General features: G+C 73.4%; 2 protein-coding genes. Both read right to left on the bottom strand.

The window, feature by feature from the left end; genetic code table 11:
- Positions 1–54: 54 nt before the first annotated feature.
- Positions 55–4,728 carry an amino acid adenylation domain-containing protein gene (locus tag ACH4SP_RS05535; RefSeq protein ID WP_398409630.1) on the bottom strand — a complete coding sequence of 1,558 codons (4,674 nt, stop codon included), beginning with the start codon at positions 4,726–4,728 and terminating at the stop codon, positions 55–57.
- A 5-nt stretch (positions 4,729–4,733) separates the two neighbouring features.
- Positions 4,734–17,732, bottom strand: coding sequence for an amino acid adenylation domain-containing protein (locus ACH4SP_RS05530; RefSeq protein ID WP_398409628.1), 12,999 nt, complete (start codon positions 17,730–17,732; stop codon positions 4,734–4,736).
- Position 17,733: the final 1 nt, after the last annotated feature.

The raw sequence follows: 17,733 nt of genomic DNA, 5'->3' as shown, positions 1-17,733 counted from the left end.
GGCGGGCCGGGACGCCGGGCCGGGCGGAGTCGGTCCGCCCGGCCCTGCGTCGCGTCAGGCTGCCGCGCGCACCAGCTCCCGCAGGAAGCCGAGCATCTCCTCAAGGAAGCCCGTGACCTCGGCCTCCTCGTACGCCTGGCCGGGATAGGTGCAGCTCAGCTCAAGGCGGCCGCCCTGCACGCCGCCCACCACGTCGAGGAGGTACACCCGCTGCTCCGTGGGCTCGTGCTCCTGGCCCTCGTGCGGCAGGTGAGCGGCGATCAGGTCGTCCCCGGTGAACCGGGAGTCCCACTGCCCCAGGTAGTTGAAGCTCGCCAGCGCGCCGGGGCCGGGGACCTGGCCGGTACCAGGACCGCTGCCGAGTACGGGGTCCCCTCCGCGCGGGGACGACGCCAGGTGGTGCAGGGCGCCGTACCCGATGCCCCGGCGGGGCAGCGCCCGCAGCCGGCGCTTGACCGAGCGCACCGTGCGGGCTGCCTCCTCGCCCGCGGCCGGGGCCGTCAGGGCGAGCGGGTAGACGGTGGTGAACCAGCCGACGGTACGGGTCAGGTCGACGTCCTCCAGGATGTCCTCCTCCCGGCCGTGTCCCTCCAGGTCGACCCGCACCCGCTCCCGGCCTGTCCACGTGCACAGCGCCCGGCCCAGTGCGGCCAGGAAGACGTCGTTGATGTGGGCCCGGTGCAGGCCCGGCACCTGACGCAGCAGTACGTCGGTGTCCACCGGGTCGAGCGAGACGCGCACGGTGCGCGCCTCGGCGACGGTGCCGGGGTCGGGGGCGTGGGCGGGGTCGCTCCGCACATCGGCAGTGGTGCCCGCCGAGGCCTCGGTGACGCCCTTCCAGTAGTCGACCTCGTCGTCGAACCCGCCGCTGTCGGTGTGCGCCTTGAGCCGCTGCACCCAGTGCGGGAAGGAGGTGCTCCGCGGCCCGAGGTCGGCCTGGCGTCCCGCCGTGAGCTGCGTGTACGCGGTGCGCAGGTCGTCCAGCAGGATGCGCCAGGACACCCCGTCCACCACCAGGTGGTGTGCCGTCAGGAAGAGCCGCGGCGCACGTGCCGCACCCAGGTCCATGAACACGGCGCGCGCCACGGGCCCCGCACCGATGTCGAGTCCGCGCTGTGCTGCCAGGACCGCCTCGTCGACGCGGTGTTCGAGCCGGTCGTCGGGTACGTCGGAGAGGTCGAGCCGGGACAGGAGCACGCTCCCCCGCGCCTCGGCGACGGTCTCCTGGTGCCACTGCCCGTCGGCGTGCCGGAAGCGCAGGCGCAGGGCGGCGTGGTGCTCGGTCAGGGCGGTCAGGGCGGACCTGAGCACCTCGGGGTCGGTGCCGGTGACGAGTTCGAGCAGCAGCGACTGGTTGAAGTGGTGCGGGTTGGCGGTGTGGGTGTCGAAGAACCACTGCTGGACGGGGGACAGCGGGACGGGGCCCGCGGGCGTGGTCTCCGCCGCCCCGGCGGACCGCTGCTCCTCGGTACGGACCACCTTGGCGAGCTTGGCGACCGTCGGGTGCTGGAACAGGTCCCGGACGGTGAGGACGAGTCCGGCCCGCCGGGCCCGGGAGACGATCTGCGTGGAGAGGATCGAGTCCCCGCCGAGGTCGAAGAAGTCGTCGTGCACGGAGATCTCCTCCGCCCCCAGCACCGAGCCGAAGACCTCGGCCAGGGTGTGTTCCTCGGGCGTGCCGGGCAGCACCCGCTCCGCCGCGGCCGCGACGGGCACGGCTGCCAGGGCACGCCTGTCCACCTTGGCGTGGTTGGTCATCGGCATGCGGTCGAGGACGACGAAGGCGGACGGCATCATGAAGGCGGGGAGGGCGAGGGCGAGCTGTTCGCGCACCTCGGCCGTGTCGATGCCGTCGGGGACCGTGGGCACGAGATAGCCGACCAGCTGTTTGCGGCGGTCGTTCTCCAGCACCAGTACGGCCGCCTGTGCGATGCCGGGCAGGCGCAGCAGCGCGGTCTCTATCTCGCCCGGCTCGACCCGGAACCCCCGGATCTTGACCTGGTCGTCGGCCCGTCCCCGGAAGTCGATGTCGCCGGTGGCCAGCCAGGCGCCGAGGTCGCCGGTCCGGTAGAGGCGGGCGGCCGGGTCGGCCCTGAACGGGTGCGTCACGAAGCGCTGTCCGGTCAGTTCGGGACGGCCCAGGTAGCCCCGGGCGACCCCGGGTCCGCCGATGTAGATCTCGCCGGTCACGCCCACCGGGACGGGGGCGAGGTGCGCGTCGAGCACGTACACCTCGGCGCCGGGGATGGGGCGGCCGATCGGCAGCCGCCGCATGTCCTGGGGGATCTCGCCCTCGAAGAAGGTGGCGCCCACGGTGGCTTCCGTGGGCCCGTACCCGTTGACGAACCGGTGGCTGCGCGCCCACACCCGGGCGAGGTCCACCGGGCACCGGTCGCCGACCGCCAGTACGACGGAGCCGGGGGCGAGCGCCTGCGGGTCGAGCGCCGCCAGCGCCGCCGGGGGCAGGCTGAGGAGTACGGGGCGGCCGGCCGCCAGTCCTGTGACCAGCTCGGGGCCGATGGCGTCGGCGCCGGGTTCCGGGAGTGCCAGGGCCGCCCCGTTGGCCAGGGCGACGAAGGTCTCCCACACGGCGCCGTCGAAGCTCGGCGACGACAGCTGGAGCACGGTGGAGCCGACGCCGACGGCGAACCTGCGGCCGCAGACTCCGACCATGCTGACCAGCCCGCGATGGGTGACCAGAACGCCCTTGGGCTGTCCCGTCGACCCCGACGTGTAGATGACGTACGCCAGGGCGTCGGGGTCGGAAGGACCGTCCTGGAGGGGTCCTGTGCCGCGGGTCTCGACGGCGGGCAGCCGGGTGTCCACCGCGATCACCTCGGCGGGTCCGCCGCTGAAGTCCTCGGCGAGCGAGCGCTGGGTGAGGACGACGGGCGCCTCGGTCTCGGTGAGCATCAGGGAGCGGCGGGCGGCGGGGAAGGCCGCGTTCAGCGGCATGAAGGCGGCGCCCGCCCGCAGTACGGCGAGCGTGGCCACCACGAGGTCGGTGCCCCGGTCGAGGCAGACGCCGACCACGGAGCCCCGGCCCACTCCGAAGTCCTGGAGGTGGCGCGCCAGTTGGTTGGCCCGTCCGTCCAGTTCTCCGTACGTGGTCCGCTCCGTGCCGCACTCGACCGCGACGGCGTGCGGGTGGAGTGCCGCCTGCCGGGCCACCAGGTCGTGCACGCCCGCGTCGGTGGGCACGCCGGAGGGTTCGTGCGGCCACTGCGCGGTCAGCCGGCCGTGCTCCGCGTCGGTCAGCAGGGCGTGCCGGGACAGCGGCAGGTCCGGCTGTCGTACGAGGGAGCCCATCAGGGTCACCAGATGGCCGGCCAGACGGTGCACGGTCGACTCGTCGAAGAGGTCCCCGCTGTACTCCAGGTCGACGTGCAGCGCGCCCTCGGGGCGTTCCTCGAAGCCGAGCACGAGGTCGAACCCCGTGCTGGCCTGCGGGAGCCTGATCTGCTCGAAGTGCACGCCCGCGAGGTCGAGTTCCGACTCCGGCTGGTTCTGCAGGACGACCAGGACCTGGGCCAGCGGCATCCTGCTGGCGTCGCGTTCCGGCTGGACCGCTTCCACGACCTGCTCGAAGGGGACCTCCTGGTGGCCGAACGCGTCGAGCACCACTTCGCGGGTCCGGTGGAGGAACTGGCCGAACGTCAGGTCGGGTTCGACCTGCGAGCGGAGCACGAGCGTGTTCAGGAAGAGCCCGATCACCTTGTCGAGTCCCGGGTGGTCGCGCCCCGCGACGGGTGTGCCGACGGCGATGTCGGTCTGTCCCGTGTACCGGCCGAGCAGGACCTGGGTGGCCGCCGTCAGCGTCATGAAGAGGGTGGCCCTGGACTTCTCGGCGAGGGTGCGCAGACCGGCCGCGACCTCCCGCGGCACCTCGAAGCTGTGGACGCCGCCCACCGAGGTGCGCAGGGCGGGGCGGGGCCGGTCGGTGGGCAGTTCCAGCGGGCTCAGGCCGGCCAGCCTGTCCTGCCAGAAGCGCAGTGACTGCCGCGGTGCGTCGCCGGAGAGGCGGTCGCGCTGCCACACCGCGAAGTCCGCGTACTGGAGGTCGACGGGGGCGAGGTCGGCGGGCCGGCCCGCGCGTTCGGCGCGGTAGAGCTCGCCGAGGTCGGAGGCGAAGACGCTGAGCGACCAGCCGTCGTGGCTGATGTGGTGCATGGTCAGGACCAGCACGTGCTCCCGTGCGGTGAGCCGGGCGAGGAGCACCCGTACGAGCGGTCCGACCCGCAGGTCGAAGGGGCGGGCGAGTTCGGCCCCGATCTCCTTCTCCAGCTGCGCACGGCGGTGTTCCTCGTCGTGGCCGTCGAGGTCGACCCCGGTGAAGGGAACCTCGGCGCCGGGGTGCACGATCTGCACGGCCCGGCCGTCGACGGAGTCGAACGTCGTACGCAGCGACTCGTGCCGCGCCACGACGCCGTCGAGGGCGCGGCGCAGGGCCTGTGGGTCGAGGTCGCCCGTGAGCCGCAGGCCGAAGGAGGAGTTGTAGCCCACGGAGGCGGGATCGAGCTCCTGCAGGAACCACATGCGCTGCTGGGCGAAGGACATGGGCAGCGGGGCGTCGCGGGGAGCGCGGGGTATGCGGTCGTCGTCGTCCTGCGGTGCGGCCGCGGGCTCTTCGTCGCCGGCGAGCCGGCTGCGCAGGAGTTCCCGCAGGTGCTCGGGGAGGGCCGCGATGCGGTCCTCGCGTGCCCGGGCGGTGTCGGTTGTCTCGGACACGGACCTCAGCCCTCTCGTACGGTGGTGGATTCCTGGGCTGCCGCCTCTTCCAGCTGGCTCAGCAGCAGTTCCTCGATCAGTTCGGCGAAGCCCGCGACGGTGGAGGTGTTGAGCAGGTCGCGGAAGGAGGGGCGGACCCCGAAGGTCTTCCGGACCCGGGTCAGCACCTTGAGGCTGATGATGGAGTGGCCGCCGAGCTGGAAGAAGTCGTCGTGGGCGCCGACCCGTTCCAGGCCCAGGGCGTCGGCCCAGAGTCCGGCGACGGCCCGTTCGGTGCCGGAGCGCGGGGCGATCCACTCCGTGTCGTCGGCGGTGGCGGTGCCGGGCGAGGGCAGTGCGCCGACGTCCACCTTGCCGTTGGCGTTGAGGGGGAACTCGTCGAGTGCGACGAAGGCCGCGGGGACCATGTACTCGGGCAGCCCGGCCGCGAGGAAGGCGGCCAGCCCCGCGGTGTCCGGGGCCCGGCCGTCTGCGGGCCGGACGTATCCGACGAGCCTGCGGGCCTCCTCCTCGCCCTGGACGACGACCACGGCGCGGGAGACGTCCGGGTGGCCGGCGAGGGTGTTCTCGATCTCGCCGAGCTCGATGCGGTAGCCCCGCAGTTTGATCTGGTTGTCCCGGCGGCCCAGGAACTCCAGGCTCCCGTCGGAGAGCCGCCGGACCCTGTCGCCGGTGCGGTAGAGGCGCTCGTCCGGGGCGAACGGCGCCCGGGGGAAGGCCTGTTCGGTGAGGTCGGGGCGGCCCAGGTAGCACCGGGCCAGTCCGGCTCCGGCCAGGACCAGCTCGCCGGGTGCCCCGACGGGCAGCACCTCCAGGTCGTCGCCGAGCACGTAGGCCCTGATGTTCTGCAGGGGGCGGCCCAGTACGGGGCGGGGGCTGTCGGCCAGCGGGCAGATCAGCGCGTCGACGGTCGACTCGGTGGGTCCGTAGAAGTTGAAGGAGAGCAGGGAATCGCGGGCGCGGAGGCGGTTCCACAGCGCACCTGAGATGGCTTCGCCGCCCAGGGCCAGTCCGCGGAGCCGCAGGTCGGGGCGGTCGAGGAGGCCGCAGTCCAGGAGTTGCTGGAAGTGCGTGGGGGTGGTCTGCAGGAACTCGATGCCGTGTGCGGTGACGTAGTCGGTCAGCGCTGCGGCGTCCCGGCGGGTGTCGTCGTCGACGAGGTGGAGTTCGTTGCCGTGGACCATCCACAGCACCGGGTTCCACGAGGCGTCGAAGGAGGCCGGGGCCAGGTGCGCCACCCGCAGCGGGCCGCCGCCCGCGTGGTGGGCGACCGGGCCGAAGACGGTCCGCCGGTGGCTGTCGTAGAGGTTGGCCAGGCTGCCGTGCTCCACGACGACGCCCTTGGGGCGGCCCGTGGAGCCCGACGTGTGGATGATGTAGGCGGCTGCGTCGGGGGCGACGGGCCGCTGCGGGGCGGTCGGCGGGCAGCTGTCGATGCGCTGCCGGTCCCGGTCGACGGCCACCGTGGTGGCCCCGCCGCTCGGCAGTCGTTCCCGCAGGTGGTCGTGGGTCAGGACGACCGTGGCCCCCAGGTCGTCGAGGAGGTGGGCCAGGCGCTCGGCGGGGGCGGCCGGGTCGAGCGGGGCGTAGGTGCCGCCCGCCTTGAGCACGGCGAGGAGGCAGGTCATCAGGTCCGTGCCGCGTGCGACGCAGACCGCTACCGGTGCCTGGTCGGTCACGCCCAGGTCGATCAGGTGGTGGGCCAGCTTGTTGGCGCGTCGGTCGAGTTCCGCGAAGGTGAGCGCGTCGGAGCCGCTGACCACGGCGGTGGCGTCGGGCGTCAGGGCGGCCTGTTCGGCGAACAGTTCGTGCACTCCGCGCCCGGCGTCGTAGGCGATCTCGGGGCCCTGGTGGCCTTCGAGCACCTCGCGCCGGTGCTCGGGGCCGACCGCCATGAGCTGGGACAGGGTGCGCCCGGGGTCCTCCGCGATGTCCTCCAGCAGGGCCCGCAGGTCGCCCATGACGCGCGTGACGGTCTCCTCCTCGAACAGGTTCGGCTCGTAGGCGAGCCGGAAGGAGAGCGCGTCGCCCGCGTAGACGGCGAGCACCAGGGAGTAGTTGGTGGGCTCCAGGGAGCGTGCGTCACGGATGCGGACGCCCTGCTCGGCGCCCATCTCGCCGTCGAAGGGGTAGTTCTCGAAGACGACGTAGCTGTCGAACACGTTGGTGCCCGCCGGGATCTCGCTCCACTCGCGGATCTGGGCCAGCGAGATGAACTCGTACTGCCGTGACTCCACCTGGTCCCGCTGGATCGCGGACAGCCATCCGAGCAGGTCGCTCCGGGCGTCCACCTCGGTGCGCACCGGGAGGTTGTTGATGAAGATGCCCACGATCGATTCGGCCCCGGGCAGGTCGGCGGGCCTGCCGGAGACGGTCGATCCGAAGCAGACGTCGGTCCGGCCCGAGTACCGCGAGAGGAGCAGCGCCCAGGCGCCCTGGGCCAGGGTGTTGACCGTGAGGCGGTGCTTGCGGGTCAGTTCGTGCAGCCGGGCCGAGAGGTCGGCGGGCAGGCTGAAGGTGACGGCCGCCTCGGATCCTGCCCGCAGGACGTCCTTGCCGCCGTGGTCGACGGGCAGCGGCGTCGGCTCGGTGAATCCTTCGAGCGCCTCGCGCCAGTGCCGTTCGGCGGCCTCGACGTTCTGGTCGGCCAGCCAGGCCACGTAGTCGCGGAACGGCCGCCGGGTGGGGGCCGCTTCTGCGTCGAGGCCGCGCACCTGCAGGTAGTGGCCGAGCAGTTCGGAGATCAGCTCGGCGCTGCTCCAGCCGTCGAGCAGCAGGTGGTGGGTGGTCCACACCACGCGCACGCTCCGCGCGGACTCGACGACGAGGACGACCCGGGTGAGCGGCGCCTGCGACAGGTCGATCCCGTGCGTCCGGTCGTCCCGCAGGAGCTGTTCCAGCCGGGCCTCGCGCTCGGCGTCCGTGAGGTCCGTCCAGTCCAGGGTCTCCAGCGGGATGCGCACCGCCTGGTGGACCACCTGGAGCGGCACGGGCACGTCCTCCCAGAGGATGGACGTGCGCAGTACGGGCGTACGTCCGGCCAGCCGCTGCCACGCCTCGGCGAGGGCTTCGGGGTCGTCCACCCCGTCGAGGACGAACGAGAGCTGGCCCAGGTAGATGCCGTCCCCGGCCTCGGTGAGGCTGTGGAACAGCAGCCCGTTCTGCATGGGGGTGAGCGGGTAGAGGTCGTCGATCCGGCCGCTGCGCGCGGTCAGCAGGTCCAGGGTCTTCTGCTCGATCCGCGCCAGCGGGAAGTCCGACGGGGTGGCCCCGCCCGCGGGGTGCGCCCCGCAGTGCTCCACCAGGGCGCCCAGGCCCTGGACGAAGCGGTCCCCCACCTCTTGGACGGTCGTCTCCCGGTGGATGTCCGCCGAGTAGTAGAGGTCCGCCTCCAGCACCCCGTCCCTGACCTGGACCACGATGTCCAGGAGGTACTCCAGGAGGTCGTCGGGGGCCTGCTCGGTGCCGAACCCGAGCCGGGCGCCGCCGATCAGGGCGTTCTGCTCGGACTCGCCGTGCTGCCCGGACTGCTGACCGGACTGCTGACCGGCGCTCTGGCCCAGGTAGTTGAAGCCGACCTGGGCGCGGGGCGTCTCGGCCAGGATCTCGGCGGGCGCGCCGGCCGGGCTGAGGTGGCGCAGCGCCCCGTAACCGATGCCGCGTCGCGGGATCCCGCGCAGCTGCTCCTTGACCGACTTGAGCCGCTCGCCCCAGTCGCCGTCCCCTCCGCCGTCCCCTCCGCCGTCCCCGTTCCCTTCGCCGAGGTGCAGCGAGACCGGGAAGCTGCTGGTGAACCAGCCGACCGTGCGGCTGGTGTCGACGTCGTCGAAGAGGTCCTCGCGGCCGTGGCCCTCCAGGTCGAGCAGGACGTCCGGGGTCCGGGTCCAGTCGGCGAGCGCCTGACCGAGCGCGGTCAGCAGCACGTCGTTGACCTGGGTGCGGTACGCGGCGGGCACGTCGTGCAGCAGTGCCCGGGTCCGCTCGCGGTCCAGGGTGACCCGTACGCTGCGGGCCGAGCCCACGGTGGGGGTGCCGGAGGAGTCGACCGGCAGCGGGGTGCGGTCCCGGCGGCCCACGGTCACCCAGTGGTCAAGTTCGTCGTCGAAGCCGCCCGCGGTGGTGTGCTCGGACAGCCGCATCGACCAGTCGCGGAAGGATGTGGTCCGCGGGCCGAGGTCGACCGGCCGCCCGGCGGCGGCCTGCGCGTACGCCGTCTCCAGGTCGGTGAGGAGCACCTGCCACGACACCGCGTCCATGACGAGGTGGTGGGCGGCGAGGAAGAGCCGCGGGGTGCCGCCGGTGCTGCCTTCCGGGACCGGGGTGCCGCCGGCGCCGTCCGCCCCCGCGTCACCGTCCACGAGCAGGGCGCGCACCAGCGGCCCTTCGCCCAGGTCCAGCGATGCCTGGCAGCGGGTGGCCGCCTCGTGCAGGGCGAGGTCCGGGTCGGCGGCGCCGGAGAGGTCGGCGGTTTCGAGCGGCCACCCGGATGCGTCGGCCGGCGCGTTCTCCTGCTGCCAGCGCCCGTAGGACGAGGTGAACCGCATCCGCAGGGCGTCGTGGTGTTCCGTGAGGGCGTCCAGCGCGGCGGCGAGCGCCTGCCGGTCGGGGCGCTGTGCGAGGTCCAGCAGGACGGACATGTCGTAGTGGTGCGGCGCGGCCGTGTGGTGCCGGAAGAAGGACCGCTGGATCGGGGTCAGGGGCACCCTCCCCGCGACGGGCTGCGAGGCGGGCGCGGCCGGGGCCGCGGGGCCGTCGGCTCCGGTGGCGAAGGCCAGTTCGGCGATGGTCTGGTGGGCGAATATGTCCTTGGAAGACAACGTCAGACCCTTCTGCCGTGCACGGGTCACGACTTGGATGCTCAGGATGGAGTCGCCGCCGAGGTCGAAGAAGTTGTCCTCGACCCCCACGCGGTCGGTGCGCAGCACCTCGGCCCAGATCAGGGCCAGGGCCTCCTCGACGGGGTTGCGCGGGGCGACATGGGCGGTGCGGAGCGGTTCGGCGGGGCCGGGGGCGGGCAGGGCCCTGCGGTCGACCTTGCCGTTGGCGTTCAGCGGGAGCGCGGCCAGTTCCACGAAGGCGGCGGGGACCATGTAGCCGGGCAGGAGGGCCGTGAGGTGGGTGCGCAGCCCGCCGGGGTCGAAGGACTCGCCCGGCAGGACGGTGACGTAGCCGGCCAGCCGGGTGGCGCTGCCGTCCCGGTGGGCGGCGACCACGGTGTCCGCGACGGCGGGGTGGCTCCGCAACGCGGCCTCGACCTCGCCGAGTTCGATGCGGAAGCCCCGTACCTTGACCTGGTCGTCGCCGCGTCCGGCGAACTCGACGGTCCCGTCGGGCAGGTACCGGGCGCGGTCCCCGGTCCGGTAGAGACGTCCGTGCGGGTCCTGGCCGAACGGGTCGGGCACGAAGCGCTGTTCGGTCAGTTCGGGCCGGTTCAGGTAGCCGCGGGCCACTCCGGGGCCGCCGAGGTGGAGTTCCCCCGTCACCCCGGCCGGGACGGGCCGCATCGCCTCGTCGAGGATGTACGTGCGTACGCCCGGAATCGCCCGGCCGACGGGCACCCCTGCGGTCCTGGGCAGTGCGCCGCGGACGACGGTGTAGAGGCAGGACTCGACGGTGGCCTCGGTGACGCCGTAGCTGTTGACCACGGTGGTGGCCGGGTCCGCCTGCTCCAGGAGCCTGCGGCAGTCCTCGGTGCGCCAGTAGTCGGAGCCGACGGCCAGCACGCGCAGCGGGGGAAGTCCGCCGCCGCGCCGCGCCGCCTCCTCGACGAGCACGTTGGCCAGCGAGGGAACCGTCTCCAGGTGGGTCACCCGGGCGCTCGACATGAGGTCGAGCAGCCTGCCGGGATCGGTGGCGGCCTCCGCCGGTGCGATCACCAGAGTTCCGCCGTGGCACAGCGCGTGCACCAGGTCGGAGACGAACACGTCGAAGGACATGCTGGCCACGGAGAGCTGGCGGACGGCACCCTCGTCGAGCCGGTACGCCTGCTTCCAGGACTCGGAGCTGTGGCTGACGCTGCGGTGTTCGACCATCACCCCCTTGGGGCGTCCGGTGGAGCCCGAGGTGTAGATGACGTAGGCGAGATCGTGCGGGCCGACGGCGGTGTCCGGCGCGCTGTCCGGCAGGGCGTCGATCTCCCCCGCGCACGTGTCCAGGCACAGTACGGGCGCGGGCCCGGACGGCAGGGCGGCGGCCAGCGAGCTCTGGGTGAGCAGCAGGGCTGCGGCGCTGTCGGCGAGAACGAATTCGAGCCGGTCGGCGGGGTGCTTCGGATCGAGCGGTACGTAGGCTCCGCCGGCCTTGAGCACGCCCAGTACCGCGACGACCATGTCCAGGCCGCGTTCCAGGCAGATCGCGGTCACCGTGCCGGGTCCCGCGCCCGAGCCGACGAGGTGGCGGGCGAGCCGGTTGGCCCGCGTGTCGAGTTCGGCGTAGCTCAGTGCGTCCGCCCCGTACACCACGGCTTCGGCACGAGGGGTCGACTGCGCCTGTGCGGCGATGAGTTCGTGCAGGCAGCCGTCATCGGCGCCGGTGGCGGCGCCGGTTCCCCAGTCGTCGAGCAGCCGTTCGCGCTCCTGCTCGGAGAGCATGGGCAGGTCGGCCAGCAGCCGGTCGGGGTCGTCCGGCATCGCGCACAGCAGCGTGATGAGGTGCTCCGCCATCTGCTCGACGCGCAGCCGGTCGAAGAGCTCCCCGTCGAAGGCGAGCAGCAGCCCCAGCCGGTCCTCGTCGGTGTAGGCCGTCAGGTCCAGCGGGAAGGTGGTGGTGTCCCTGGCGACGACGTCGCTGACGCGCAGGCCGTGTGCGGCCGCCGCCTCGTCGTTGCCGGGATAGTTCTCGAACACGACGATGCTGTCGAAGAGGGCGGTGCCGCGCGGGACTTCGCCGAGCGCCTGCACCTCGCTCAGTGCGAGGTGCTCGAAGCGCCGTGCCTCGACCTGTTCCCGCTGGAGGGCGCCCAGCCAGTCGAGCAGCTTCTCGCCGCCGGTCACCTCGGTCCTGACCGGCAGGGTGTTGAGGAAGTTGCCCACCATGGACTCCACGCCCGGCAGTCCGGCCGGGCGGCCGGAGACGGTGGCGCCGAAGCACACGTCGCTCTCGCCTGAGTAGCGGGACAGCAGCAGCGCCCAGGCACCCTGGACGACGGTGCTGAGGGTCAGCCGGTGGCGCCTGGCCATGCCGGAGAGCTCCCGGGCCTGTGCCGCGGCCAGCTCGACCCGTACCAGCTCGGTGGCCCGGGACTGGCCGCCGGGCACGGGCAGCCGGTCGAAGGGCAGCGGGGTGGGCGTGCCGAATCCCGTCAGGGCGCGCCGCCAGTACTCCCGTGCCTCCTGCGTGTCCTGGCCGCCCAGCCAGGACACGTACTCCTTGAACGGCGGCCGGGCCGGGGGCTCCGCCTGGCCGGTGTCCGCGCCCCCGGTCGTTGCGTCCGCGCCCCCGCCCGGTGCGTCCGCGCCCCCGGTCAGCCTCCGGTACAGGGCGAAGACGTCGGCGAGGATCTGGGAGGTGCTCCAGCCGTCGAGGACGACGTGGTGGAACGTCCACACCACGCGGACCGCGTTCCCGGTGACGCGCACCAGGTTCAGCCGGGTGAGCGGGCCCGTCGCGAGGTCCAGACCGACCGCGCTCTCCTCGTCCATCAACTGCCGCAGCAGCTCGGCGTGTTCGGCGGCCGGCACCCCGGTCCAGTCCAGGTGGAGGATCTCGGGCGCGGTGCGGCGCCGGACGATCTGGACCGGCTCCGGCAGGTCCTCCCAGGCGAGGTGGGTGCGCAGCGCGGGCGTCGCGGCCACCACGCGGGCCCAGGCGTCGGCGAGTGCCTGCGGGTCGTCCACGCCGTCGAGCAGGAAGGACACGTGGTCGAGGTAGGCGCCGGGCTCGGCCAGGGAGTGGAAGAGCATGCCGCTCTGCATGGGGGTGAGCGGGTAGATGTCCTCCACCTCGGTGCCGGGGCCCGCCAGCCGGTCCACGGCCCGCTGGTCGAGCCGGGCGAGCGGGAAGTCCGACGGGGTGGCGCCTCCCGACTCCGGGTCCAGGCAGTGCCGGACGAGCTCGCCGAGCGCGGCGGTCAGGCCGTCGGCGAGCCGTCGCACCGTGGGCCCGTCGTGCAGTGCGGTGGAGTAGTGGAAGGTGAAGTCCAGCTTCCCGGCGCGCACTTCGCCGACGATGTCCAGTACGTGGGGTCGGTGCTCCAGCGGGCTGTGGTCGACCCCGAAGTCGAACTCCTGGGCCAGGTAGGGGCCTGTGCCGTCGGAGCTGTCGTGCCACTGCCCCAGGTAGTTGAAGCTGATCTCCGGCGTGCTGGCCGCGGGCAGGGTGCCGGGGGCTGCGAGGTGGCGCAGCGCCCCGTACCCGATGCCGCGCCGGGGCACGGCCCGCAGCGCTTCCTTGGTCCGCCGGATCAGGTCGCCCAGGGGCAGCCCGTACGGTGCTTCGAGCAGCGCGGGGAAGATCGAGGTGAACCATCCGACGGTACGGGTGAGGTCCACGCCGTCGAGGATCTCCTCGCGGCCGTGTCCTTCGAGGTCGACGACGGTGCGCTCGTCGCCGGTCCAGCGCGAGAGGGCGAGGGCGAGGGCCGCGAGGAGGATGTCGTTGACCTGGGTGCGGTAGGCCGCGGGCACCCGGGTCAGCAGGTCCTTGGTCTGCTCCTCGTCCAGTCCTGCCCGTATCTCCTCCACCGAGCCGACGGTGTTCTCGCCGTCGTGGTCCAGCGGAAGCGGGCGGCCGGTGCGCGCGGCGAGCTCCGACCAGTGGGCGGTCTCCTCCGCGAATCCGCCGCCGGTGGTGAAGTCGGCCAGCGCCCGCGCCCAGTCTCGGTAGGACGTGGACTTGGGCCCGAGGTCGATGTCCTCGCCGCGGGCCGCCTGGCGGTGGGCCCGGTCGAGGTCCTCCAGCAGGATGCGCCAGGAGACGCCGTCGACCACCAAGTGGTGGACGGTGAGCAGGAGTTGGGGCGGCAGTCCCGGGCCGTGGTCGAAGAGGACGAAGCGGGCCAGCGGTCCTTCGGCCGGGTCGAGCCCGGCCTGGGCCTCCTCCGCCAGGGCACGCAGGGCGTCCGCCCGTGCCCCGGGGGCGAGGGGGCCGAGGTCGTGGCGCTCCAGGCGGAGGGTGTCGTCCGTGGCGAGGTTGTACTGGCTCCGGCCCCGCGGTCCTACGGGAAAGCGCATCCGCAGGGCGTCGTGGTGGTCCGTCAGCGCCCGCAGCGCCCGCTCCAGCGCCTGCGCGTCGGCCGAGGGCTCCAGGGTGAGCAGGACCGACTGGTTGAAGTGGGCCGGCCGGCGGGTGTGGTGGGCGAAGAACCACTCCTGCACGGGGGTCGTCGGAGCGGCACCGCTGACGGGTCCCGTACTGGCCCGGGTCCCGGTGACGGGGACCGCCACCCGGGCCAGTTCGGCGATCGTCTGCCGGGAGAAGAGGTCCTTGGAGGTCAGCTCAAGTCCGGCCCTGCGGGCCTTGGCGACGACCTGGATGCTGAGGATGGAGTCGCCGCCGAGGTCGAAGAAGTTGTCCCGCGTGCCGACGCGGCCGACGCCGAGCACCTCGGACCAGACCTGGGCGAGCGTGCGCTCCGCCGGTGTGGCGGGCGCGGAGTCCTTGGCGAGCGGCCCGTCGCGCTCCGGCGGGGCCGGCAGGGCGCGCCGGTCGAGCTTGCCGTTGGGCGTCAGCGGGAACTCGGCGAGCACGACGAAGGCCGAGGGCACCATGTAGGCGGGCAGCCGGGCCGCGGCGAACTCCCGCAGCGGGTCCTCGCCCGGGTCGCCATCGGCGGTGTGCCGGACGTAGGCGACCAGCGCCTTGCGGTGCTCGGAGGCGTGCACCAGGACCGCGGCGGCGGCGACCTGCGGATGCTGTTCGAGCACGGCCTCGATCTCGGCGGGCTCGATCCGGTAGCCGCGCAGCTTGACCTGGTTGTCGACGCGCCCGAGGAACTCCAGGGTGCCGTCGGCCAGCCAGCGTACGAGGTCTCCGGTGCGGTAGAAGCGGGAGTCCGTGCCGGACAGGGGGTCGGGGACGAACCGTTCCGCGGTGAGCTCCGGAAGGTTGAGGTAGCCGCGGGCCACGCCGGGGCCGCCGACGTACAGCTCGCCGGGGACGCCCGTCGGGACGGGCCTGCGCCGTTCGTCCAGGACGTACACCGTGGTGTTCGAGATGGGTCGGCCGATGGGTATCGAGGCGGCCGCGTCGGCGGTGCGCACGTGGTGCGAGGTCGCGAAGGTGGTGGTCTCGGTGGGCCCGTATCCGTTGACGAGGCGCCCGGGGGGCGCGGCCGCCGCGAGCACCTGCGCCGCGCGGCGCGGGTTGACGGCGTCGCCGCCGAACAGCAGGGTGCGCAGGCCCCCGAAGGCGTTCGGGTCCGCCGCCGCGACCTGCTCGAACACGCCCGCCGTGAGCCACATCGTGGTGATGCCCCGGCGGGCGATCTCGGCGGTGAGCGCGCGGGCGTCCAGCAGGGTGTCCTTGTCCACCGGGGCGAGCCTGGCGCCGCAGGTGAGCGGCCCCCAGATCTCGAAGGTCGCGGCGTCGAAGGTGGCGTCGGCGGCCTGCGCCACGACGTCGTCGGGCCGCAGTTCCACGTAGTCGGCGCCGCACACGAGCCGCACGATCGAGCGGTGCTCCACCACCACCCCCTTGGGGGTGCCGGTCGATCCTGAGGTGTAGATGACGTACGCCGCGTCGTCGGCGGCCGTGCGGAGCGCGGGGGCGTCCCCCGGCCGGGCGGCGATCGCGTCCGCCTCCCGGTCCAGGCAGACCAGCCGCGCGGGTTCCGCGGGCAGCCGGTCCAGCAGTCCCGTGCTGGTCAGGCAGACGGGCGCGGCGGTGTCCGCCAGCATGTACCGCAGCCGCTCGGCGGGGTGGCCCGGGTCCAGCGGCACGTACGCGCACCCGGCCTTGAGCACCGCGAGCAGGGCCGTGAAGAACTCGGGACCGCGCGGGAGGCAGACCGCGACGCGCGACCCGGGGGCGGCCCCGCTGTCCAGCAGGTGGGCGGCGAGGCGGTTGGCCCCGGTGTCGAGTTCGCGGTAGGTGAGCCGGTCCGGTCCCCCGGTGTCGACCGCCACGGCGTCCGGGGTGCGGCTGGCCTGCTCGGCGACGAGGGCGTGCACCGTGCTGTCGGCCGGGTGGTCCACGAGGTGTTCGGCCCAGTCGCGGGTGAGCGTGCGCAGTTCGTCGTCGGGCAGCAGCGGCAGGTCGCCCACGGCGCGGGACGGGTCCTGCGCGATGCCCGCGAGCAGGACCTGGAGGTGGCCGACGAGCCGGGCCGCGGTCGGGGCGTCGAAGAGGTCGGTGTTGTACTCCACGGTGCCGGCCAGTTCGCCCGTGGCCGTCTCGGCGAACTCCAGGGTGAGGTCGAAGATCGAGGAGACGGACGGCGGGCGGAACTCCCGTACGTCGAGCCCCGGCAGGGCGAGCGTGCCGCCCGGCGTGTTCTGGAGCACCACCGCGGCCTGCACCAGGGGGGTGCGGCTGGGGTCGCGCTCGATGTGCAGCGCGTCGACCAGCCGGTCGAACGGGATGTCCTGGTGGGCCAGGGCGTCCCAGACGGTGTCGGCGACCTTGGCGAGGAAGTCGGTGAAGACGGCCTCGGGGTCCACGTCGGAGCGCAGGACCAGGGTGTTGACGAAGAATCCGACGAGGGGTTCCAGCTCGGCGCGGTCGCGGCCGGTCGTCACGGTGGCGAGGGCCACGTCCCGCTGTCTGCTGTAGCGCCCCAGCAGTACCTGGGACGCCGCGACCAGGGTCGAGAACAGGGTGCCGCCGTGGCGCTGTCCCAGCTCGCCGAGTCCGGCGGTCACCGCTGCGGGCACCCGGAATTCCTGGAGTGCTCCGACGGTGGTGCGCACGGCGGGGCGCGGCCGGTCGGTGGGCAGCTCCAGGGGCGGCACGTCGGCCAGTTCGCGCTTCCAGAAGTCCAGTTGGCCGGTGAGCGCGACGTCGTCGAGCTGCTCGCGCTGCCAGCGCGCGTAGTCCCGGTAGCGCACCGGGAGCGGTGCCAGCTGCGGCGGGCGTCCCGCGATCGCCGCGGCGTACAGCTCGCCGAGTTCACCGGCGACGATGCCCTTCGACCAGCCGTCCGCGGCGATGTGGTGCATGTTCAGCAGCAGTACGTGCTCGTGGTCGGCGAGCCGGACGAGCAGCGTGCGCAGCAGGGGCCCGTCGGCGAGGTCGAAGGGGCGCTCCAGCTCGGCGCGCACCAGTTCCCCGACGCGCGGTTCGCGCTCCGTTGCGGGCAGCTGCCGCAGGTCGACGCAGGTGGTGGCCGGCCCGTCCGCCCGGCCCACCACCTGGTGGGCCAGGCCGTCGACGGTGGCGAAGGTGGTGCGCAGGGGTTCGTGCCGGTCGACGAGGCCGTGCAGTGCCCGGTCGAGTGCGTCGGTGCGCAGCTCGCCGGTGAGCCGCAGGCCGAGGGTGGAGCCGTACTCCACCCCGTCCGGTTCGAGCTGGCTGAGGAACCAGAGCCGTTCCTGTCCGAAGGAGAGGGGCGGCCGGGGTTCGTCGGCGACGGGGATCGGCTCGGGTGCGCGGGAGGCGTCCCCCTGCCCTACCAGGCGTGCTTCGAGGAGGGCGTCGAGTGCCGCGTCCTCCGCTGCCGCGAGGGCGTCGGGTGCCGTGCCCTCCGCTGCCGCGAGGGCGTCCGGTGCCGTGCCCTCCGCTGCCGCGAGGACGTCCGGTGCCGTGCCCTCCGCTGCCGCGAGGACGTCCGGTGCCGTGCCCTCCGCTGCCGCGAAGGCGTCCGGTGCCATGTCCCCCGCTGCCGCGAAGGCGTCCGGTGCCATGTCCCCCGCTGCCGCGAGGACGTCCGATGCCGTGCCCTCCGCTGCCGCGAGGACGTCCGGTGCCATGTCCCCCGCTGCCGCGAGGACGTCCGGTGCCATGTCCCCCGCTGCCGCGAAGGCGTCCGGTGCCATGTCCTCCGGTGTCACGAGGGCGTCCGGTGCCGTGTTCTCCGGTGTCACGAGGGCGTCCTGTCCCTGGTTTCCGCTGTCGGTCGTGTCGCGCATG

The organism is Streptomyces sp. NPDC021093, assembly GCF_044333135.1.
Lineage (GTDB): Bacteria > Actinomycetota > Actinomycetes > Streptomycetales > Streptomycetaceae > Streptomyces.
The sequence above is the reverse complement of the archived record's forward strand: the minus strand, read 5'-3'. Positions and strand labels throughout refer to the sequence as shown.